The organism is Streptococcus sp. SV2, from assembly GCF_030440175.1.
Taxonomy (GTDB): Bacteria; Bacillota; Bacilli; order Lactobacillales; family Streptococcaceae; genus Streptococcus; species Streptococcus raffinosi.
Map to the genome: position 1 here is coordinate 107,386 of NZ_JAQFJQ010000003.1, position 21,453 is coordinate 128,838.

Consider the following 21,453-nt stretch of genomic DNA (forward strand, 5'->3'; position numbering starts at 1 on the left):
GGCAAGCGCTGTGATGAGTTGAGGTATGGGTTACTGAATAGTGAGTGGGAGAGATGAAAATGAATAATCAGATTATTGAGTTAGATAAAGATACTCTAGAGTACTTTTTAAATACTAGTGGAGTTATTGATGAAAATAATGAGATTTTTAAATTTTTGGTGACAATTTTTGCTTCAAGTGTATCAGAGAATATCCAAATTGAATTACCGAATCTATTTTCAAAATTCAAACGTCCTTCTCTTCAAACTAAGGGGAATCAAATTATTGGACAAAATTTGGAGGAACTACATTTTTTAGAGTTAGATATATCAAAAACTTTTACATTGAGTAACAGTGGGATTAAACAATTAATCAATTGTGTTAGAAAAGAAATCATGATGAAAATAAGAAACAGTCTATCGTTATATGATAGGAGTTACATGATTATTCAAATGAGTTTGTTAGCAAGCGTGTTAAGCAAAATTACAATATATTTAGATACAGATTTTATCCAAGAAGATTGTGATTGTATTGATTTGCTTATTAAGCAGTTTAAAAGAATAAGCTCATACATCTTTTTTGATCCCAGAGTATTTTTAGGAGAATTAAAAACATGTTTAGAACTGATTGTTAATGAACTTTTAAAAATGGAATTAGCGGAAGATATTCAATCTAAGAAAATTTCATCTATAAATTTTCAAGATATGTTTGATTTATTCGGGTTAACTTTTTCAATAATTCAGTTAGATAATTATATTGATATTTTGCCTTTTCTAAAAGAACAAGAAAGAGATGAAATTCAATTCACTAGAGGAGAAGGGATTGTATTTCCACGTCGAATATTTGAACAATTTTCTAAATATATTAGCGAAACGAGGGATGAGATAGTTGTAATTGGAGATAAAAAAATTGATATTATCATGAGATACCTTGAAAAAGTTAAAAAGGTATCCCCTTCAATCATAGAAAATTATTTGAGTGTTACGGATGATGAAAGAGCTTTTAAGCTGGGTAACAACTATGTTAGTGTTGCTGAAAGGAACTTACTTGTTAATGATTTAGCTTTAAATCAGGGAATATCTGTAGATACCGCCAAATTGATGATTGAAAATTTAACTCTTAATAATCTAGAGTTTTATAGAAATAAAATTGAAAGTTTAGTAGGTGAGCCAAATAAAAGAATGTTTCGTTCCCCTTTAATAAACTTTTCGAATTTCGATTTAGTTCCAGTCTTTTCTTTTAGAGAATCTGCTAGATACTTTTCATACAGAATATTACGAACAGATATTTTGAATAAAAAAAATGGAAAAGAATGGGCACGATTAATTAAAGAAAATTTTGATGAGCGGTTATTACCCGAACTCAAAGATATAGCTTTAAAATTTGATATTAATGCTAAGACAAATTATTATTTAAATCAATCAAAACATAAAGAAATAAAAAAATTAATAAAATCAAAAAAAATAATGGAAGAGATTGATTTATTCTTTATATATGATTCCACTTTATATATTTACGATTTAAAAAATTATGGTTTAGCAAGAAATATGAGACAATGTAAAAGCATCATTAACACTTCAATCTATAAAGAGTTTTCAAAATTACGAAAACTGAAGACTGAGATTGAGGCACATAAGGAACTATTTGAGGTAGAGTTTGGCAGGTTTATCCATATAGAAATTGGAATAGTTACTGTCAATACGACGCCCTATAAATATTTTTTTAATGGTAGAGTCATATCTATGCCAGAACTGCAAAAAAATCATAAACTGTTGATTTAAATACAATACACTAAGGAGAACACACATGTCTAAAGAACTTTCACCAAAATACAATCCAGCCGAGGTTGAGGCTGGTCGTTACCAAAAATGGCTTGACGAAGATGTTTTCAAGCCTTCAGGCGATAAAAAGGCTAAGCCTTATTCAATCGTAATTCCCCCACCAAACGTAACTGGGAAACTTCACCTTGGTCACGCTTGGGATACAACCTTACAAGATATCATTATCCGTCAAAAACGGATGCAAGGTTTCGATACACTTTGGCTTCCTGGTATGGACCATGCAGGTATTGCTACTCAAGCCAAAGTTGAAGCCCGTTTGGCTGAAAGTGGCACTTCTCGTTATGACCTGGGTCGTGAAAAATTCCTTGATAAAGTCTGGGAATGGAAAGACGAGTATGCTTCAACCATCAAGCAACAATGGGGCAAGATGGGGATTTCAGTGGATTACTCTCGTGAACGTTTCACTCTTGACGAAGGTTTGTCAAAAGCAGTTCGTAAGGTCTTTGTAGAGCTTTACAAAAAAGGTTGGATCTACCGTGGTGAATTTATCATCAACTGGGATCCAAAAGCTCGTACAGCCCTTTCTGATATCGAGGTTATTCACAAGGATGTCGAAGGTGCCTTCTACCACATGAACTACATGTTGGAAGATGGTTCACGTGCACTTGAAGTGGCAACAACACGTCCTGAAACTATGTTTGGGGATACTGCCGTAGCGGTTAACCCAAATGATGACCGTTATAAAGATTTGATTGGTAAAAATGTTATCTTGCCAATCTTGAACAAGCCAATCCCAATCGTTGGAGATGAACACGCAGACCCTGAATTCGGTACTGGTGTGGTTAAAATCACTCCTGCCCACGACCCTAACGACTTCTTAGTTGGTCAACGTCACAACTTGCCACAAGTCAACGTCATGAACGATGATGGTACCATGAATGAATTGGCTGGTGAATTCAACGGCATGGACCGCTTTGAAGCTCGTAAGGCTGTTGTTAAGAAATTGGAAGAAATCGGTGCCCTTGTTGAAATTGAGAAAATGACTCACTCAGTTGGTCACTCAGAGCGTACAGGTGTGCCTGTTGAGCCACGTTTGTCAACACAATGGTTTGTTAAGATGGACCAATTGGCTAAAAATGCTATTGCCAACCAAGATACAGAGGACAAGGTAGAATTCTACCCACCTCGTTTCAATGATACCTTCCTTCAATGGATGGAAAATGTCCACGATTGGGTTATTTCTCGTCAGCTCTGGTGGGGTCACCAAATCCCTGCTTGGTACAATGCCGAGGGTGAAATGTACGTTGGCGAAGAAGCACCTGAAGGCGACGGATGGAAACAGGATGAAGATGTCTTGGATACTTGGTTCAGTTCTGCCCTCTGGCCATTCTCAACTATGGGTTGGCCTGATGTGGAAGCAGAAGACTTCAAACGTTACTTCCCAACTTCAACTTTGGTAACAGGTTACGATATCATCTTCTTCTGGGTGTCTCGTATGATCTTCCAATCATTGGAATTCACAGGACGCCAACCATTTAAGAACGTCTTGATTCACGGTTTGATCCGTGACGAGCAAGGACGTAAGATGTCTAAGTCACTCGGTAACGGGATTGACCCAATGGATGTTATCGAGAAATACGGTGCCGATGCCCTTCGTTGGTTCCTTTCAAACGGTTCTGCACCAGGGCAAGACGTGCGTTTCTCTTACGAGAAAATGGATGCGTCTTGGAACTTCATTAACAAGATTTGGAACATCTCTCGTTACATCCTCATGAACAATGAAGGATTGACCTTGGATGCGGCACGTGAAAATGTAGCTAAAGTGGCTGCTGGTCAAGCAGGTAATGTCACAGACCGTTGGATTCTCCATAACCTCAACGAAACTATTGGAAAAGTCACTGAAAACTTTGACAAGTTCGAATTTGGTGTGGCTGGTCACATCCTCTACAACTTCATCTGGGATGAGTTTGCGGACTGGTATGTTGAGTTGACTAAGGAAGTGCTATACAGCGACAATGAGGACGAAAAAGTCATCACTCGTTCGGTTCTTCTTTACACCTTGGATCAAATCTTGCGTCTCCTTCACCCAATCATGCCATTCGTGACTGAGGAAATCTACGGTCAAATCTCTGAAGGAACAATCGTGACTGCTGAATATCCAGTGGTTCGTCCAGAATTTGAAAACGAAGAAGCGGCAGCTGGCGTCGAAGCTCTTAAAGATGTGATTCGCTCCGTTCGTAACTCACGTGCAGAAGTGAACGTAGCGCCAAGTAAACCAATCACTATCTTGATCAAGACAAGCGACAGCAAGCTCGACGCTTTCTTTAATGATAATGTCAACTACATCAAACGCTTCACAAACCCAGAACATTTGGAAATTGCAGCAGATGTCGAAGTACCTGACTTGGTTATGTCAAGCATCATTACAGGTGCAGAAATCTACTTGCCACTCGCTGACCTTCTTAATGTCGAAGAAGAATTGGCTCGCCTTGAAAAAGAATTAGCCAAATGGCAAAAAGAACTCGACATGGTTGGTAAGAAACTTAGCAACGAACGCTTCGTAGCCAATGCCAAACCAGAAGTCGTCCAAAAAGAACGCGACAAACAAGAAGATTACCAAGCTAAATACGATGCAACAGTCGTACGTATTGAAGAAATGAAGAAATTGGTGAAATAAACATAGAAACACGGCGGAATGCCGTGTTTCTTCGATGAGGATAAATAAAGAATCTTTATTTTTTCAGCTTTCTTTAAGTAACTCAAGCTATACTATGACCATCCTAATAAGTATTGCTGAACTTGGTTCGGTAGCACTCGCGACCTCTAACACTGAGTCAGACAGTGAAACTTTCTTTTTTTCATAAATTTCCCAAACAAGTCTAACCTACCATAGTTAGGCTTGTTTTTTTTGTAATAAGCAGACTAGTTTTTCATTAAAAGTAAACGCTTACGTAAAATTAGTGAAAACGTTAGGTAAAGTCAGTGAAAACGTCTAAAAAACCATCAATTCGTTGACTTTCGTGAAAAATAGGACTAAAATAACAGGGTAAAAAAAATTAAAAGGAGAATTCTACTATGAATTTAACTATCTTAGCCCTCGGTTTGGCCGTTATGGGTGTATCTATTGGTGAGGGTATCCTCGTTGCCAATATCGCTAAATCTGCAGCTCGCCAACCTGAGATGTTTAGCAAACTTCAAACATTGATGTTTACTGGTGTTGCCTTTATCGAAGGTACCTTCTTCGTATTGTTTGCCCTTAGCTACATTGTCTAATAGACAAATAAAAAGATGAAGGAGGGATGAGCAGTGGAAACTACAAGTAATCCAACCGTCTCATTATTTGGGATTGATTTTGACTTGACTGTCCTTGCCATGTCTCTCTTGACAGTAATTATCGTTTTTGGAGTGGTTTTCTGGTCAAGTCGTAAGATGACCATTAAACCAAAGGGAAAACAAAATGTGCTTGAGTTCATCTATGAGTTTGTGAACAGTACCATTTCTCAAAGTCTTGGGAAATTCACGAAGAATTATAGTTTGCTCTTGTTTGTAATTTTCACCTTTGTTTTTACAGCAAACAACTTAGGTTTGCTTGTGTCTGTAAAAAGTGAGCATTACAATTTTTGGACTTCTCCAACATCGAACTTCGGTGTTACTATCACTCTTTCTTTGATTATTACCCTCATTAGTCATATTGAGGGGATCCGTAAAAAAGGGTTTAAAGGCTATCTAAAGGGCTACCTTTCACCATACCCAGCTATGCTCCCAATGAACATTTTGGAACAATTAACCAACCTTGCTTCATTGGCCTTGCGTTTGTTTGGTAACATTTATTCTGGTGAGGTACTTACTGGCTTGATTCTTCAATTGGTGACCTGGTCTGCTTTTGCAGCACCTGTATCCTTTGCTTTGAACCTTGTCTGGGTTGCCTTTTCAGCCTTTATCGGCTTTATCCAAGCCTATGTCTTTATTATCCTAAGTTCAAACTATATTGGTGATAAAGTCAACGAAGAATAATTAAGAAAGGGAGAAATGAAATGTCAATACTTATTAATAGTACGACACTTGGTAATATCATTATCACACTCGGCTCAGTTTTTCTCTTGTATTACCTCATCCGTAAATTCGCATGGGATCAAATTACAGGAATCTTTGCTGCTCGTGAAAAGAAAATTGCCACAGATATTGATAGTGCTGAAAATGCTCGTCAAGAAGCAGAACGCTTGGCACAAAAACGTCAAGATGAGTTGGCAGGTGCTCGCACTGAGGCAGCTCAAATTATTGATGGGGCCAAGGAAACTGGTAAAACTCAAGAATCTAAAATCATTGCAGAAGCACATGATGAAGCTAAACGCTTGAAAGAAAAAGCAAATCAAGACATCGCCCAAAGCCGTGTGGAAGCACTTGCTGGCGTTAAAGGTGAAGTTGCAGACTTGACTGTCCTCTTGGCGGAAAAAGTTATGAAACAAAACCTTGATGCTAAAGCGCAATCTGACTTGATTGATAGCTATCTTGATCAATTAGGAGATGCTTAATGGATAAGAAAACACAAGCTCTTGTTGAGCAGTATGCCAGAAGCCTGGTAGAAGTCGCTTTTGAACAAGACGCCGTGTCAACAATCCAAGAAGAAGTAAGGCAAATCCTAACAGTTTTTGCTGAAACAAAACTAAAAACCTTCTTGTCGCAGGAAAATGTGACAAGTGAAGCTAAAAAAGAAAGTTTGAGCTTGTTTCAAGAGTCTTGTTCAGTGTATATGAACAATTTTCTTGAGGTAATCTTACTCAATGACCGTGCCAACATTCTCTATGATGTGTTGAAATTGGTCCTTGAGCTCTTTGATCAAGAAGACAATACTTACGATGTCACTGTGACATCAGCGAGTCCCTTGTCTGAGGAACAAAAAGCCCGACTTTTGGCGATTGTTTCACAAAAATTTGAGATTAAGACACGTCGTTTAGCAGAAAAAATTGATGAGGATCTCATCGGAGGATTCGTCATCAAAGCAAAAAATAAGGTTATTGACACGTCAATTCGCAGTCAATTGCAAACCTTTAAAACGAATTTGAAATAGAAAGTGGTGTGACTTTTGGCAATTAACGCACAAGAAATTAGCGCTTTAATTAAAAAGCAAATTGAAAACTTCCAGCCAAACTTTGACGTCACTGAAACTGGTGTCGTTACCTATATCGGTGACGGTATCGCACGTGCTCGTGGTCTTGATAACGCTATGAGTGGTGAGTTGCTCGAATTTGAAAATGGTGCCTATGGTATGGCCCAAAACCTTGAAACTAATGATGTCGGTATCATTATCTTGGGGGATTTCGTAGCAATTCGTGAAGGCGATATTGTTAAACGTACTGGAAAAATCATGGAAGTTCCAGTTGGTGAAGCCCTTATTGGTCGTGTAGTAAACCCACTTGGGCAACCAGTTGATGGTCTTGGTGACATCGAAACAACAGGTTTCCGTCCAGTTGAAACACCTGCTCCAGGTGTTATGCAACGTAAATCAGTTTCTGAGCCATTGCAAACTGGTCTTAAGGCCATTGATGCCTTGGTTCCAATTGGACGTGGTCAACGTGAGTTGGTCATCGGAGACCGCCAAACTGGTAAAACTTCAGTAGCCATTGATGCTATCTTGAACCAAAAAGGACAAGATATGATCTGTATTTATGTGGCTATTGGTCAAAAAGAATCAACCGTTCGTACACAAGTAGAAACTCTCCGTAAACATGGTGCTCTTGATTACACAATCGTTGTGACTGCCTCAGCATCACAACCATCACCATTGCTTTACATCGCACCTTACGCTGGTGTTGCAATGGCTGAAGAGTTCATGTATAACGGAAAACACGTCTTGATTGTTTATGATGATTTGTCTAAACAAGCCGTGGCCTACCGTGAACTTTCATTGCTTCTCCGTCGTCCACCAGGTCGTGAAGCCTACCCAGGGGATGTCTTCTATCTCCACTCACGTCTTTTGGAACGTTCAGCTAAAGTTTCAGATGATCTTGGGGGTGGTTCAATTACTGCCTTGCCAATCATCCAAACGCAAGCCGGAGATATCTCAGCTTATATCGCAACAAACGTTATCTCAATCACAGATGGACAAATCTTCTTGCAAGAAAACTTGTTTAACTCAGGTATTCGTCCAGCCATTGATGCGGGTTCTTCCGTATCACGTGTAGGTGGATCAGCGCAAATTAAAGCGATGAAGAAGGTTGCTGGTACACTTCGTCTTGACTTGGCTTCATATCGTGAACTTGAAGCCTTTACGCAATTTGGTTCAGATTTGGATGCTGCGACTCAAGCGAAATTGAACCGTGGTCGTCGTACAATCGAAGTTTTGAAACAACCGCTTCATAAACCACTTCCAGTTGAGAAACAAGTTGTTATCCTTTACGCTTTGACACACGGTTTCTTGGATAGTGTTCCGGTTGATCAAATCTTGGATTTTGAAGAAGCACTCTATGACTACTTTGATAGTCACCATGAGGATATCTTTGAAACTATTCGTACAACTAAGGATCTTCCTGAGGAATCTGTACTTAATGAAGCTATCCAAGCTTTCAAAGATCAGTCAGAATATAAATAGAAATAGGGAGGACAGCATATGGCAGGCTCTCTAAGAGAAATCCAAGCAAAAATTGCTTCAACAAAGAAAACGAGTCAAATTACAGGGGCCATGCAAATGGTTTCTGCTTCAAAATTGACACGTTCTGAGCAAGCTGCTAAAGATTTCCAAATCTATGCCTCAAAAATTAGACAGATCACAACAGATCTTCTACATTCAGAATTGATTAATGGTTCGTCAAATCCAATGTTGGATGCACGCCCAGTCCGTAAGACAGGTTACATTGTCATTACTTCAGATAAAGGACTTGTTGGAGGTTATAACTCAACAATTCTTAAAGCTGTGTTGGACATGATTAAACGTGACCATGATTCTGAAGATGAATATGCTATCATTTCTATTGGTGGAACAGGTTCAGATTTCTTCAAGGCTCGTAATATGAATGTTGCTTTTGAACTTCGTGGCCTTGAAGATCAACCTAGTTTTGAACAAGTCGGAAAAATCATTTCTAAAGCAGTAGGAATGTATCAAAATGAACTTTTTGATGAACTTTATGTGTGCTACAACCACCATGTCAACAGTTTGTCTAGCGAAGTTCGTGTGGAACAAATGCTTCCTATCGCTGATTTGGATCCCAATGAATCAGAAGGTCATGTGTTGACCAAATTTGAGTTGGAACCAGATCGTGATACTATTTTGGATCAACTCTTACCACAGTATGCTGAGAGTCTTATCTACGGTGCTATCGTAGATGCCAAAACAGCTGAGCATGCAGCTGGTATGACTGCAATGCAGACTGCCACTGATAATGCTAAGAATGTGATTAACGATTTGACAATCCAATACAACCGTGCGCGTCAAGCTGCCATCACTCAGGAAATCACTGAAATTGTTGGTGGTGCTAGTGCACTTGAATAGCTAAAGATTTGTCTTATTTGACATACAAGAAAAAGGGATGATTGTCATCCAGAAAACTATCATAAGGAGAAAACAATGAGCTCAGGCAAAATTGCTCAGGTTGTTGGTCCTGTTGTAGACGTAGCGTTTGCAGCTGGTGAAAAGCTTCCTGAGATTAACAATGCATTGGTCGTTTACACTGATGAAGAAAAGTCTAAACGTATCGTGCTCGAAGTAGCTCTTGAACTTGGAGAAGGTGTGGTTCGTACCATTGCCATGGAATCTACTGATGGATTGACTCGTGGACTAGAAGTTCTGGACACAGGTCGTCCAATCAGTGTTCCAGTTGGTAAGGATACTCTTGGACGTGTCTTTAACGTCCTTGGTGATACGATTGACTTGGATGCACCTTTTGCAGATGATGCAGAGCGTGAACCAATTCATAAGAAAGCACCAACCTTTGATGAATTGTCAACATCTACTGAAATCCTTGAAACAGGGATTAAAGTTATCGACTTACTTGCCCCTTACCTTAAAGGTGGTAAAGTCGGACTTTTCGGTGGTGCCGGTGTTGGTAAAACCGTTCTTATTCAAGAGTTGATTCACAACATCGCACAAGAGCACGGTGGTATTTCCGTGTTTACAGGTGTTGGTGAACGTACACGTGAAGGTAATGACCTTTACTGGGAAATGAAAGAATCAGGCGTTATTGAGAAAACAGCCATGGTCTTTGGACAAATGAATGAACCACCTGGAGCACGTATGCGTGTTGCCCTTACTGGTTTAACAATTGCGGAATACTTCCGTGATGTCGAAGGTCAAGACGTGCTTCTCTTCATCGATAACATCTTCCGTTTCACTCAAGCAGGTTCTGAGGTTTCTGCCCTTCTTGGTCGTATGCCATCAGCCGTTGGTTATCAACCAACACTTGCTACTGAAATGGGTCAATTGCAAGAACGTATCACATCAACTAAAAAAGGTTCTGTTACATCAATCCAAGCCATTTATGTTCCAGCCGATGACTATACTGACCCAGCGCCAGCTACAGCATTTGCTCACTTGGATTCAACAACTAACCTTGAACGTAAGTTGACTCAAATGGGTATCTACCCAGCCGTTGACCCATTGGCATCAAGTTCACGTGCTCTTTCACCTGAAATTGTTGGTGAAGAACACTATGCTGTTGCGACTGAAGTTCAACGTGTGCTTCAACGTTACCGTGAATTGCAAGATATTATCGCTATCCTTGGTATGGATGAATTGTCAGACGAAGAAAAGACATTGGTTGGACGTGCACGTCGTATCCAATTCTTCTTGTCACAAAACTTCAACGTTGCTGAACAGTTCACAGGTCAACCAGGTTCTTATGTACCAGTTGCTGAAACTGTTCGTAGCTTTAAAGAAATTCTTGAAGGTAAGTATGACAATCTTCCTGAAGATGCCTTCCGTAGCGTAGGCCCAATTGAGGATGTAGTAGCCAAAGCTAAAGAAATGGGCTACTAATGAGGTGAAGATATGGCACAAATGACCGTACAAGTGGTAACTCCAGATGGTCTTAAATACGACCACCACGCCAACTTTATCCATGCGGTTACTAAAGATGGTCAAATTGGTATTTTGCCAGGCCATATTAACTTGATTGCACCACTTGAAGTGGATGAACTCAAGGTTCGTCGTGTGGATGATGAGAACCACGTTGACTGGATTGCCGTAAATGGTGGTATTATTGAAGTCAAAGATGACCTCATTACTATCGTTGCCGATTCAGCTGAACGTGAACGCGACATTGACGTTTCTCGTGCCGAACGTGCCAAGCAACGTGCCGAACGTGACTTGGAAGAAGCAACTAAATCTGATCGTGTTGACGAAGTTCAACGTGCTCAAGTTGCTCTTCGTAGAGCACTTAACCGTATCAGTGTCGGTACTAAATAAGAGTAAAGAAAACGAGACTTTGTTCTCGTTTTTTTATATGAGTTAAAAGAGTGCGGTGTTGATTGAAGACTATAGAGCTGTATTAGTAAGAGTTGCATCAAAAAGGATTTATTATAAGGTGATTTGAAAAAATTTAATGTTTGAAAACGGTTAATTAAGCTTTTGCTTTAGTTTAAGGTATCAAAGTGTTATAATATAAGCTGTTAGCTTTGTGTTTTTTGTAAACTATAGAGTGACGTAATAGAAAGTATGAGTTTTTTAAGATATGAAAATTGAAAAGAAGCATCTTTTGGACTATACCATCTTAATACCTTATTTAATCTTGTCCGTAGTCGGTTTGATTGTGGTATATTCAACGACGAGTGCTCGTTTAGTAAGTTTTGGTGCTAACCCATTTGCATCCGTCATCAACCAAGGATTATTTTGGCTAGTGTCCTTATTTTTTATCTTTTTCATCTATCGGTTGAAATTGAATTTCCTCAGAAAAGATAAAGTTTTAGGAACCGTTATTTTATTTGAAGTTTTTCTCCTGGTTGTTGCTAAGTTTTTTACCAAAGAAATTAACGGTGCTAATGGATGGATTGTACTTGGTCCCTTGTCATTCCAGCCAGCAGAGTACCTTAAGATTATTGTAGTTTGGTTTTTAGCACACACATTTTCAAAGAAACAGTCTGCGATAGAACGCTATGATTATCAGGCCTTAACTAAGAATAGATGGATTCCTAGAAAACGTAGTCAACTTAATGACTGGCGGTATTATTTATTGGTTATGATTGGCTTAGTTGCTATCCAACCTGACTTGGGGAATGCGGCCATTATTGTATTAACAACGGTCATTATGTTCTCAATTTCAGGGGTTGGGTATCGCTGGTTTACAGCTCTTTTTGCTAGTATTGTTGGTCTGTCATCTGCATTTCTGGGACTAATCGCTTTGGTTGGGGTAAAAACCATGTCCAAAGTACCAATCTTTGGTTATGTTGCCAAGCGTTTTGCAGCCTATTTCAATCCTTTTAAGGATTTAACAGGTTCAGGTCTTCAGTTATCCCATTCTTATTATGCTATGAGTAATGGGGGTTGGTTCGGTCTTGGCCTCGGAAATTCAATTGAGAAAACAGGTTATCTACCGGAAGCTACAACTGACTTTGTCTTTTCAATTGTTATCGAAGAATTAGGTCTTATTGGTGCAGGTTTAATCCTTGCTCTGCTTTTCTTCCTCATTCTTCGGATTATGATTGTAGGGGTTAAGGCTAGAAATCCATTTAACTCTATGATGGCTCTTGGCGTCGGATCCCTTTTGCTTATGCAGGTTTTTGTCAATATCGGAGGAATCTCAGGTTTGATTCCATCCACAGGGGTTACCTTCCCTTTCCTTTCACAAGGTGGTAACTCGCTTTTAGTGACATCAGTCGGGATTGCTTTTGTCTTGAATATTGCTGCTAACGAAAAGCGTGACAATATTGTTCAAGCCATTGAAGAAGAGTTGAGCCAGACACAGGAATTAGAAAAACAAGACGAAAAAATAGTACCTCTAAGAAGAAGCCGTTGAAGTTCGGCTTCTTTTTGCATGTAGGTAAAGAAGATAGATGATATATGGGTGTCAGTAATGTAATGGTACGAGAGTATCATCTCTTAATGAAAAATTCATGATGGCTTCTAAATAAAAAGAAAATCTGAAAACCATATAAAATACTTGCAATTCTATGACATTTTGATAGAATAGTAGAGTAAAGTTAGACTGTATTGCCTACTGTCTATCTATAAAATATATTTTATTGGAGGCTTTTCCTAAATGGCAAAAGAAAAATACGATCGTAGTAAACCACATGTTAACATTGGTACAATTGGACACGTTGACCACGGTAAAACTACTTTGACAGCTGCTATCACAACTGTTTTGGCACGTCGTCTTCCAAGCTCAGTCAACACACCAAAAGACTACGCTTCAATCGACGCTGCTCCAGAAGAACGCGAACGCGGTATCACAATCAACACTGCACACGTTGAGTACGAAACTGCTAAACGTCACTACGCTCACATCGATGCGCCAGGACACGCGGACTACGTTAAAAACATGATCACTGGTGCCGCTCAAATGGACGGTGCGATCCTTGTAGTAGCTTCTACTGATGGACCAATGCCACAAACACGTGAACACATCCTTCTTTCACGTCAGGTTGGTGTTAAACACTTGATCGTCTTCATGAACAAAGTTGACTTGGTTGACGATGAAGAATTGCTTGAATTGGTTGAAATGGAAATCCGTGACCTTCTTTCAGAATACGATTTCCCAGGTGATGAAATCCCAGTTATCCAAGGTTCAGCACTTAAAGCTCTTGAAGGTGATACTAAATACGAAGATATCATCATGGAATTGATGGATACTGTTGACGATTACATTCCAGAACCAGAACGTGACACTGATAAACCATTGTTGCTTCCAGTCGAAGATGTATTCTCAATCACTGGTCGTGGTACTGTTGCTTCAGGACGTATTGACCGTGGTGTTGTTCGTGTCAATGACGAAGTTGAAATCGTTGGTATCAAGGAAAAAATCCAAAAAGCAGTTGTTACTGGTGTTGAAATGTTCCGTAAACAACTTGACGAAGGTATTGCCGGTGATAACGTCGGTGTCCTTCTTCGTGGTATCCAACGTGATGAAATTGAACGTGGTCAAGTATTGGCTGCTCCTGGTTCAATCCACCCACACACTAAATTCAAAGGTGAAGTTTACATCCTTTCTAAAGAAGAAGGTGGACGTCACACTCCATTCTTCAACAACTACCGTCCACAGTTCTACTTCCGTACAACTGACGTAACAGGTTCTATCGAACTTCCTGCAGGTACTGAAATGGTTATGCCTGGTGATAACGTGACTATCGATGTTGAATTGATTCACCCAATCGCCGTTGAACAAGGTACAACATTCTCTATCCGTGAAGGTGGACGTACTGTTGGTTCAGGTATCGTATCTGAAATCGAAGCTTAATTAATATTAAGTTCCCAATACAATTATTCGTCAGACAATAATTGAGAGAGTCGAGTTTACTCGGCTCTTTTTGGTTTTTAATTACCTATTTGATCTTCTTTTTATGAAAGTATCTTAGAAGAGAAGCAGTTTTGTAGGTCATTAGTCGGTATGAAGTGGCTATAGTTTTCGGAATTTTCCTAAAATCCTAGTAATAGTAGGGGATTTGTGATAGAATAAACTTGTAAATAAATAGAAGAAGAGGTATGTGAAATGTCACGTAAACCATTTATCGCTGGTAACTGGAAAATGAACAAAAATCCAGAAGAAGCAAAAGCATTTGTTGAAGCTGTAGCATCAAAACTTCCTTCATCTGATCTTGTTGAAGCTGGTATTGCGGCTCCTGCCGTTGACTTGACAGCTGTTCTTGCTGCTGCTAAAGGTTCAAACCTTAAAGTTGCTGCGCAAAACACTTACTTTGAAAATGCTGGTGCCTTCACTGGTGAAACTAGCCCACAAGTTTTGAAAGAAATCGGTACTGACTATGTTGTTATCGGTCACTCAGAACGTCGTGACTACTTCCACGAAACTGATGAAGACATCAACAAAAAAGCAAAAGCAATCTTTGCTAATGGCATGCTTCCAATCATTTGTTGTGGTGAAACACTTGAAACTTATGAAGCTGGTAAAGCTGCAGAATTCGTAGGTGCTCAAGTTTCAGCTGCTTTGGCTGGTTTGACTGCTGAACAAGTAGCTTCAACAGTTATCGCTTACGAACCAATCTGGGCTATCGGTACTGGTAAATCAGCTTCACAAGACGATGCACAAAAAATGTGTAAAGTTGTTCGTGATGTTGTTGCTGCTGACTTCGGTCAAGAAGTTGCTGACAAAGTACGTGTTCAATACGGTGGTTCAGTTAAACCTGAAAACGTTGCAGAATACATGGCTTGTCCAGATGTAGACGGAGCTCTTGTAGGTGGTGCATCACTTCAAGCTGATAGCTTCTTGGCATTGCTTGACTTCGTTAAATAATCTTTTATAAAGTCGAGGTTTCCTCGGCTTTTTCTTATGTCTTGGAAAGTCACGCTGTTGCTATGGATTTCGTATCGGGTGGAGTATGATTGATAGCATTATGCTTTTAACTTGAAAATCAATTTATCTACTGATTTATCACTTAAAGGATCTTTGATTTTTTATAATCAGTTCAATCGTGTTTCCAAAACGTCATTCTATCCATATACAAAAACTGCCACTTTGTAAATCGGATAAATAAGGTCTAGTCATAAATGAACTTAAGCCTTTTCAAATAGAATTGAATTGCCCAAATAGTCAGATAATGTGCTATAATAAAGGCAGTATAACTAGAGCACAGACCCTAAGTGTTTATTTGCTCTGCATTGTCCAAGAAGAGGAGAATTAGAAATCATGACTTTTGATGCTATTGACCAAATGGCGGTCAGCACTATTCGTTCGCTTTCAATTGAGGCTATTCAAGCCGCAAATTCAGGACACCCTGGTCTTCCTATGGGTGCAGCGCCAATGGCCTACGTACTTTGGAACCATGTAATGAATGTTAATCCAAAGACTAGCCGTAATTGGACAAACCGTGACCGTTTTGTCCTTTCTGCAGGTCATGGTTCTGCTTTGCTTTATAGTTTATTGCACCTTTCTGGTTATAAGGTGACAATGGATGATTTGAAAAACTTCCGTCAATGGGAATCTAAGACTCCAGGACACCCTGAAGTTAATCATACTGATGGTGTTGAAGCTACTTCAGGACCTCTTGGTCAAGGGATTGCTAATGCTGTTGGTATGGCCATGGCTGAAGCGCATTTGGCTGCTAAATTCAACAAACCTGATTTTGATATTGTTGACCATTATACTTATGCCCTACATGGCGATGGCTGTTTGATGGAAGGTGTTTCTCAAGAAGCTGCCAGTCTTGCTGGTCACCTTAAACTTGGTAAATTGGTTCTTCTTTACGATTCAAACGATATTTCACTGGATGGTCCAACATCAATGGCTTTCACTGAAGACGTTAAGGCTAAATTTGAAGCTTATGGTTGGCAACACATTCTCGTTAAAGATGGAAATGATTTGGAAGCCATTGCCAAAGCTATTGAAGAAGCTAAAGCAGAAACAGATAAACCGTCTATCATCGAAGTAAAAACTATTATTGGTTATGGAGCTGAAGGACAAGGAACGTCAGCTGTTCACGGAGCACCGATTGGTCAAGAAGGTATTGATCATGCCAAAAGCGTGTACGGCTATGATGCACCTGCCTTCACTGTTCCTGACGAAGTAGCTCGTCGTTTTCAAGCTGGTATTAAGTTCCGTGGTGAAGCTGCTGAAAATGCTTGGCAAACTAAATTTGCTGAATATGAAGTTGCCTACCCAGAGTTAGCTGCTGAATACAAGGCTGCTTTTGCAAATGAGTCAGCAACTGTTGAATTGAACGCTCATGAACTTGGCACAGCTGTAGCTAGTCGTGTGTCAAGCCAACAAGCTATCCAACAAATTTCTGAACAAGTTCCTTCATTCTGGGGTGGTTCTGCAGACCTTTCAGCTTCAAACAATACCATGGTTAAGGCTGAGTCTGATTTCCAAGCAGACAACTATGCTGGACGTAATATCTGGTTTGGTGTGCGTGAATTTGCTATGGCTGCAGCGATGAATGGTATTGCTCTTCATGGTGGTACTCGTGTTTATGGTGGTACTTTCTTCGTCTTCTCAAACTACTTGCTTCCAGCGGTACGTATGGCAGCTCTTCAAAACCTGCCAGTAACTTATGTAATGACACACGACTCAGTAGCAGTTGGTGAAGATGGACCTACTCATGAACCAATCGAACAATTGGCAAGTGTGCGTTCAATGCCTAACCTTAACGTTATCCGTCCTGCAGATGGTAATGAAACTAATGCTGCATGGAAACGTGCTTTGGCTGAGACTGAACGTCCAACAATGCTTGTCTTGACACGTCAAAACTTGCCAGTCCTTGATGGTACAGCTGAAAATGCTGAAGCTGGTGTCAATAAAGGGGCTTATATCATATCAGAAGCTAAAGGTAATCTTGATGGTATCATCATTGCCACTGGTTCTGAGGTGAAATTGGCTCTTGATACACAAGCTGCTCTTGAAGCTGAAGGTATTCATGTTCGTGTCGTATCTATGCCATCACAAAATCTCTTTGATGAACAAGATGCTGCTTATAAAGAAGATGTCCTTCCAGCGGCTGTGACAAAACGTTTGGCTATTGAAGCTGGAACTAGCTTTGGTTGGGGAAAATACGTTGGTCTTGCAGGCAAAACACTTACTATCGATACTTGGGGTGCCTCAGCACCTGGTGACCGTATCTTTAAGGAGTATGGTTTCACTGTTGAAAATGCAAGTCAACTATATAAATCATTGTAAGAAACGAAAGAACTTGGCTAGTCCGAGTTCTTTTTCATGTCAATGTGATGTGATATTACATGGCGCTTGACATTTTGGGAGAGAGTGCTAAAATGACTGTGTTAGCCGATTTAGCTCAGTTGGTAGAGCAACGCACTCGTAACGCGTAGGTCACAGGTTCGATTCCTGCAATCGGCATGGTTTGAAGCATTCGAGATGTGTAATGGGAGTCTTTATAGACTTCTTTTTTAATATAGTTTTCAAAGCTCTATAATAATTTTGGGAATGTTCATTTAAGCTAAAATTTGATAAAATAGAAGATAATAAAAAATAAAGGAAGTATCATGTCAAAAGGGTTATTAATCTCAATAGAAGGGCCAGATGGGGCTGGGAAGAGCTCCGTTTTAGAGGCACTCTTACCTCGTTTAAAAGAAGTTTACCCTGGTCAGGTTATAACGACACGTGAGCCGGGTGGAGTGGCTATTGCAGAGCAAATCCGTGAGGTTATTTTGGATGTAGATAATACGGCTATGGATGCTAAGACAGAGCTCTTGCTCTATATAGCTGCCCGTCGTCAACATCTGGTCGAAAAGGTTCTTCCAGAGCTAGAAAAAGGTAATATGGTTATCATGGATCGTTTTATTGATTCATCGGTTGCCTATCAAGGTGCTGGTCGTGGCTTGGATCAGACTGAGATTGCTTGGTTAAATGCCTATGCGACGGATGGTCATAAGCCTGATGTCACTTTGTTGTTTGATGTGGATTCCGAAACTGGCTTGAAACGTATTGCAGCAAATGGTGAGCGTGAAGTTAATCGTTTGGATTTGGAAAAGCTTGATATGCATCAACGTGTTCGTAAAGGTTATTTAGACTTGGCTATGGTCGAACCAGAACGGATCAAGTTGATTGATTCTTCGCAACCCTTTGATAAAGTGATAGAGGATGCTTGGCAAATTATCAAGAGCTATTTGTAAGGAGCAAAATGAAATTAGCTGAAAGTCAGAGCAAGCTGTTCGAAGAATTTTCACAAATTATCAGAGAAAATCGTTTGAGTCATGCCTATCTATTCTCGGGTGATTTCGGAAGTTTCGATATGGCTATTTGGCTGGCACAGAGTCGTTTTTGTCTGACGCCTGAAGATGGTTTACCTTGTGGTAACTGTCGTCCCTGTCGCTTGATTGCACAAGGGGAGTTTTCGGATGTTAAATTGGTGGAACCTCAAGGGCAACTTATTAAGACAGATACGATTCGGCAGTTGACCAGAGAGTTTAGTCAATCAAGTTTTGAAGGACAGGCTCAGGTTTTTATCATTCGTGATGCAGATAAGATGCATGTCAATGCGGCCAATAGTCTTTTGAAGTTTATTGAGGAGCCCCAGAGTCAGATTTACATTTTTCTCTTGACGGCTGATGATAGTCGTATCTTACCGACGATTAAAAGTCGAGCGCAACTCTTTTATTTTCCTAAGAATCGGGCCTATTTGGAGGACTTGTTACAGAGGGAAGGCCTGTTACTTAGTCAAGCTAAGGTCTTGGCAGACTTTGCCAAGGATGAAGCTCAAGCTTTGCACTTGGCTAAGGATAATAAGGCTCTTGATTTGATTAATGCAGTGGAGCGTTTGACACAGTCCTTGCTGGCTAATCAAGATTTGCTTTATTTGGACCTTGCAAAATTGGCTGTTCAGTGTGGTGAAAAATCAGAGCAAGAAATGGTTTGGGATTTCTTAACTTATCAATTGGGGAAGGATATACAAAATCCAAAAGCAAGACGATGGCTTGAATTGGTTTATGAGGCCCGTAACATGTGGCTAGCCAATGTCAGCTTTCAAAATGCATTGGAGTATATGGTATTATCATGACAGAGGTCATTGGAATCAAATTTGAAGAAAATGGAATGGTAGAATACGTCATTCCAGATAGACACTACGCCAAAGATGACTTTGTGGTCGTTTTGGAAAAAAAGGATAAGCGTTTGGCTCAGGTGGTCGTGGAGAATACTGATTTTCCTGAGGTTAGTCTACCTAATGATCTGAATCGGGTTGAAAGACTAGCTGAGGAGGGGGACTTAGCTAGATATAATGACAACCTTTTGAAGGCTGAAAAGAGTATGGCTGTTGTGGCTGACTTAATTCTTCAAAATCAGCTGGAGATGAAGGTGGTTGATATCGTCTTTCCTTTAAATGGTTCTTATGTGCTGATTAATTTTGTGGCTGAAAAGCGAGTGGATTTCCGTCAGTTACTTAAGGATTTGGCAGCTTATTTTAAAACACGTATTGAGCTCCACCAAATTTCGAGTCGTGAGGAGTCGAAAATTTATGGTGGCTTAGGACCTTGTGGGCGTGCCCTGTGTTGCTCTAGTTTTTTGGGCGAATTCCCACCAGTATCTATTAAAATGGCTAAAAATCAGAGTTTGTCCTTAAATTCTGGTAAGTTGAACGGCCTTTGTGGGCGTCTCATGTGTTGTCTCAGTTATGAAGATGACTTTTACAGAGATAGTAAGGCGAGTTATCCTGATTTAGGTGATGAAATTGAAACCAAGGATGGCAAGGGGCATGTTGTTGCTATTGACGTGATTGCAAGGACTATTAAGGTTGCATTTGATAAGGGGCGTGCTCCCCTAACCTATGGAGTGGAGGAAGTTCAGCTAAATGGAAAAGCGTGAATTGTATGATAAATTTGAAGAATTATCACAAAATTTGATGTCTATGTTGGCAGAAGTTGAGGCAATTAAGGCGAACTTCTCAGGCATTCTTGATGAAAATACAGCTCTTAAGTTGGAAAACGACAAGTTGCGTGAGCACTTGAGTCAAGTGGTTCAAGAAGAAACGGGCACGAAAATGTCTCATGGTAAGGTTAATCTCGAGGCGATTTATGATGATGGCTTCCATATTTGCCCAGATTTTTATGGTCAACGTCGTGATAATAATGAAGCCTGTGGCTTCTGTGCGGAATTGTTGTACGGAGATTAAAGATGCAGGTTCAAAAGAGTTTTAAGGGGCAGTCTCATTATGGTACCCTCTATCTTGTCCCAACTCCTATTGGAAATTTACAGGATATGACCTTTCGCAGTGTTCAAACTCTCAAAGATGTCGATCTTATTTGTGCGGAGGACACGCGCAATACGGGGCTATTACTCAAACATTTTGAGATTGAGACCAAGCAGTATTCTTTTCACGAGCATAATGCTTATGAGAAAATTCCGGATTTATTGGAGCGCTTGAAGTCAGGGCTTTCCCTGGCTCAGGTCTCAGATGCTGGTATGCCTTCCATTTCTGATCCTGGACATGATTTGGTTAAAGCTGCTATTGCTGAGGATATTCCTGTGGTGGCCTTACCTGGTGCATCAGCTGGGATTACAGCCTTGATTGCCAGTGGTTTGGCACCTCAGCCTCATATTTTTTATGGCTTTCTTCCTCGTAAAAAGGGTCAGCAGCTTGATTTCTTCAAGGGAAAACGGTCTTATCCTGAGACGCAGATTTTCTATGAGTCACCTTATCGTGTAGCTGATACTCTTGAAAATATGCGTGAGGTTTATGGCAATCGTCAGCTGACTCTAGTTCGAGAACTGACCAAGCTTTACGAAGAATACCAGCGAGGTAGCATCTCCGAAATTTTGGATTATATTGCAACAAATCCTCTCAAGGGGGAATGTTTGCTGATTGTAGCTGGTGCATCGGATGAAGAAAGGGAAGAAAACCTGACATCAGATGTTACTCCAATTGAGGCTGTTGAAGCTTTAATTGCTTCCGGTATGAAGCCTAATCAAGCTATAAAAACGGTTGCCAAAGAGCGAAAACTAAATAGACAAGAGCTTTATAATCTCTTTCATGGGGTCTAAGAAGCTCTTTTTTTGTGGCGACATAAGATGTCAGAAAAGAAAGAATTATCAAAAAATTCCATAAATAAACTTGTAGACTCTTTATTTTTGTGTTATATTATCTA

19 protein-coding genes and 1 tRNA gene are annotated in these 21,453 nt (G+C 40.0%); all 20 read left to right on the forward strand.

Annotated features, from left to right (window positions below):
* The first annotated feature begins 59 nt into the window (after positions 1 to 59).
* The 20 genes from PCY14_RS02720 (at position 60) to rsmI (ending at position 21,349) form a co-directional block, all read left to right on the forward strand.
* Positions 60 to 1,760 carry a hypothetical protein gene (locus tag PCY14_RS02720; RefSeq protein ID WP_301363132.1) on the forward strand — a complete coding sequence of 567 codons (1,701 nt, stop codon included), beginning with the start codon at positions 60 to 62 and terminating at the stop codon, positions 1,758 to 1,760.
* 25 nt (positions 1,761 to 1,785) lie between these two features.
* The gene (locus tag PCY14_RS02725; protein WP_301363133.1) at positions 1,786 to 4,437 is read left to right on the forward strand and encodes a valine--tRNA ligase; all 2,652 of its coding nucleotides are present in this window, start codon (positions 1,786 to 1,788) and stop codon (positions 4,435 to 4,437) included.
* 398 nt (positions 4,438 to 4,835) lie between these two features.
* The gene (locus PCY14_RS02730) at positions 4,836 to 5,033 is read left to right on the forward strand and encodes a F0F1 ATP synthase subunit C (protein ID WP_022496075.1); all 198 of its coding nucleotides are present in this window, start codon (positions 4,836 to 4,838) and stop codon (positions 5,031 to 5,033) included.
* Positions 5,034 to 5,066: 33 nt separating this feature from the next.
* Positions 5,067 to 5,774, forward strand: a complete 708-nt coding sequence (gene atpB, locus PCY14_RS02735) for a F0F1 ATP synthase subunit A (RefSeq protein WP_002885921.1) — start codon at positions 5,067 to 5,069, stop codon at positions 5,772 to 5,774.
* A 20-nt stretch (positions 5,775 to 5,794) separates the two neighbouring features.
* Positions 5,795 to 6,292 (forward strand): F0F1 ATP synthase subunit B, encoded by a 498-nt coding sequence (atpF, locus tag PCY14_RS02740; protein WP_073685607.1) that lies wholly within the window; start codon positions 5,795 to 5,797, stop codon positions 6,290 to 6,292.
* Positions 6,292 to 6,828, forward strand: a complete 537-nt coding sequence (locus PCY14_RS02745; RefSeq protein ID WP_293920302.1) for a F0F1 ATP synthase subunit delta — start codon at positions 6,292 to 6,294, stop codon at positions 6,826 to 6,828. Before atpF ends, PCY14_RS02745 begins: the two co-directional genes overlap by 1 nt.
* A gap of 15 nt (positions 6,829 to 6,843) precedes the next feature.
* Positions 6,844 to 8,349: a F0F1 ATP synthase subunit alpha gene (gene atpA, locus PCY14_RS02750; RefSeq protein WP_002885972.1), complete on the forward strand. Its 1,506-nt coding sequence runs from the start codon at positions 6,844 to 6,846 to the stop codon at positions 8,347 to 8,349.
* 18 nt (positions 8,350 to 8,367) lie between these two features.
* Positions 8,368 to 9,246 (forward strand): F0F1 ATP synthase subunit gamma, encoded by an 879-nt coding sequence (locus PCY14_RS02755; protein WP_002886026.1) that lies wholly within the window; start codon positions 8,368 to 8,370, stop codon positions 9,244 to 9,246.
* Positions 9,247 to 9,321: 75 nt separating this feature from the next.
* A complete protein-coding gene (gene atpD / locus PCY14_RS02760) occupies positions 9,322 to 10,728 on the forward strand; it encodes a F0F1 ATP synthase subunit beta (protein ID WP_002887574.1) in 1,407 nt (468 codons plus the stop codon).
* Between the two features lie 12 nt (positions 10,729 to 10,740).
* Entirely contained in the window at positions 10,741 to 11,157 is a 417-nt protein-coding gene (locus PCY14_RS02765) for a F0F1 ATP synthase subunit epsilon (RefSeq protein WP_002887575.1), read from the forward strand.
* Positions 11,158 to 11,422: 265 nt separating this feature from the next.
* Positions 11,423 to 12,703, forward strand: a complete 1,281-nt coding sequence (locus tag PCY14_RS02770; protein ID WP_021145888.1) for an FtsW/RodA/SpoVE family cell cycle protein — start codon at positions 11,423 to 11,425, stop codon at positions 12,701 to 12,703.
* 243 nt (positions 12,704 to 12,946) lie between these two features.
* Complete coding sequence (gene tuf / locus PCY14_RS02775) at positions 12,947 to 14,143, forward strand: elongation factor Tu (RefSeq protein WP_002887576.1); 1,197 nt, start codon at positions 12,947 to 12,949, stop codon at positions 14,141 to 14,143.
* Between the two features lie 252 nt (positions 14,144 to 14,395).
* A complete protein-coding gene (gene tpiA / locus PCY14_RS02780) occupies positions 14,396 to 15,154 on the forward strand; it encodes a triose-phosphate isomerase (protein ID WP_002887577.1) in 759 nt (252 codons plus the stop codon).
* A gap of 393 nt (positions 15,155 to 15,547) precedes the next feature.
* Positions 15,548 to 17,533, forward strand: coding sequence for a transketolase (tkt, locus tag PCY14_RS02785; protein ID WP_021145885.1), 1,986 nt, complete (start codon positions 15,548 to 15,550; stop codon positions 17,531 to 17,533).
* A gap of 104 nt (positions 17,534 to 17,637) precedes the next feature.
* Positions 17,638 to 17,710: transfer RNA gene (locus PCY14_RS02790), tRNA-Thr, on the forward strand.
* 146 nt (positions 17,711 to 17,856) lie between these two features.
* A complete protein-coding gene (gene tmk, locus PCY14_RS02795; RefSeq protein ID WP_293930366.1) occupies positions 17,857 to 18,486 on the forward strand; it encodes a dTMP kinase in 630 nt (209 codons plus the stop codon).
* Between the two features lie 8 nt (positions 18,487 to 18,494).
* A complete protein-coding gene (locus PCY14_RS02800; protein WP_021145882.1) occupies positions 18,495 to 19,370 on the forward strand; it encodes a DNA polymerase III subunit delta' in 876 nt (291 codons plus the stop codon).
* A complete protein-coding gene (gene ricT, locus PCY14_RS02805) occupies positions 19,367 to 20,173 on the forward strand; it encodes a regulatory iron-sulfur-containing complex subunit RicT (RefSeq protein ID WP_293930362.1) in 807 nt (268 codons plus the stop codon). The genes PCY14_RS02800 and ricT overlap by 4 nt, the downstream gene beginning before the upstream one ends.
* A complete protein-coding gene (gene yabA, locus PCY14_RS02810) occupies positions 20,160 to 20,480 on the forward strand; it encodes a DNA replication initiation control protein YabA (RefSeq protein ID WP_002887582.1) in 321 nt (106 codons plus the stop codon). The genes ricT and yabA overlap by 14 nt, the downstream gene beginning before the upstream one ends.
* A 2-nt stretch (positions 20,481 to 20,482) precedes the next feature.
* A complete protein-coding gene (rsmI, locus tag PCY14_RS02815; RefSeq protein ID WP_021145880.1) occupies positions 20,483 to 21,349 on the forward strand; it encodes a 16S rRNA (cytidine(1402)-2'-O)-methyltransferase in 867 nt (288 codons plus the stop codon).
* Positions 21,350 to 21,453: the final 104 nt, after the last annotated feature.

Coding starts and splice junctions, on each gene's coding strand:
- PCY14_RS02720 (WP_301363132.1), top strand. CDS start 60: ATGAATAATCAGATTATTGAGTTAGATAAAGATACTCTAGAGTACTTT.
- PCY14_RS02725 (WP_301363133.1), top strand. CDS start 1,786: ATGTCTAAAGAACTTTCACCAAAATACAATCCAGCCGAGGTTGAGGCT.
- PCY14_RS02730 (WP_022496075.1), top strand. CDS start 4,836: ATGAATTTAACTATCTTAGCCCTCGGTTTGGCCGTTATGGGTGTATCT.
- atpF (WP_073685607.1), top strand. CDS start 5,795: ATGTCAATACTTATTAATAGTACGACACTTGGTAATATCATTATCACA.
- PCY14_RS02745 (WP_293920302.1), top strand. CDS start 6,292: ATGGATAAGAAAACACAAGCTCTTGTTGAGCAGTATGCCAGAAGCCTG.
- PCY14_RS02755 (WP_002886026.1), top strand. CDS start 8,368: ATGGCAGGCTCTCTAAGAGAAATCCAAGCAAAAATTGCTTCAACAAAG.
- atpD (WP_002887574.1), top strand. CDS start 9,322: ATGAGCTCAGGCAAAATTGCTCAGGTTGTTGGTCCTGTTGTAGACGTA.
- PCY14_RS02765 (WP_002887575.1), top strand. CDS start 10,741: ATGGCACAAATGACCGTACAAGTGGTAACTCCAGATGGTCTTAAATAC.
- PCY14_RS02770 (WP_021145888.1), top strand. CDS start 11,423: ATGAAAATTGAAAAGAAGCATCTTTTGGACTATACCATCTTAATACCT.
- tuf (WP_002887576.1), top strand. CDS start 12,947: ATGGCAAAAGAAAAATACGATCGTAGTAAACCACATGTTAACATTGGT.
- tpiA (WP_002887577.1), top strand. CDS start 14,396: ATGTCACGTAAACCATTTATCGCTGGTAACTGGAAAATGAACAAAAAT.
- tkt (WP_021145885.1), top strand. CDS start 15,548: ATGACTTTTGATGCTATTGACCAAATGGCGGTCAGCACTATTCGTTCG.
- tmk (WP_293930366.1), top strand. CDS start 17,857: ATGTCAAAAGGGTTATTAATCTCAATAGAAGGGCCAGATGGGGCTGGG.
- PCY14_RS02800 (WP_021145882.1), top strand. CDS start 18,495: ATGAAATTAGCTGAAAGTCAGAGCAAGCTGTTCGAAGAATTTTCACAA.
- ricT (WP_293930362.1), top strand. CDS start 19,367: ATGACAGAGGTCATTGGAATCAAATTTGAAGAAAATGGAATGGTAGAA.
- yabA (WP_002887582.1), top strand. CDS start 20,160: ATGGAAAAGCGTGAATTGTATGATAAATTTGAAGAATTATCACAAAAT.
- rsmI (WP_021145880.1), top strand. CDS start 20,483: ATGCAGGTTCAAAAGAGTTTTAAGGGGCAGTCTCATTATGGTACCCTC.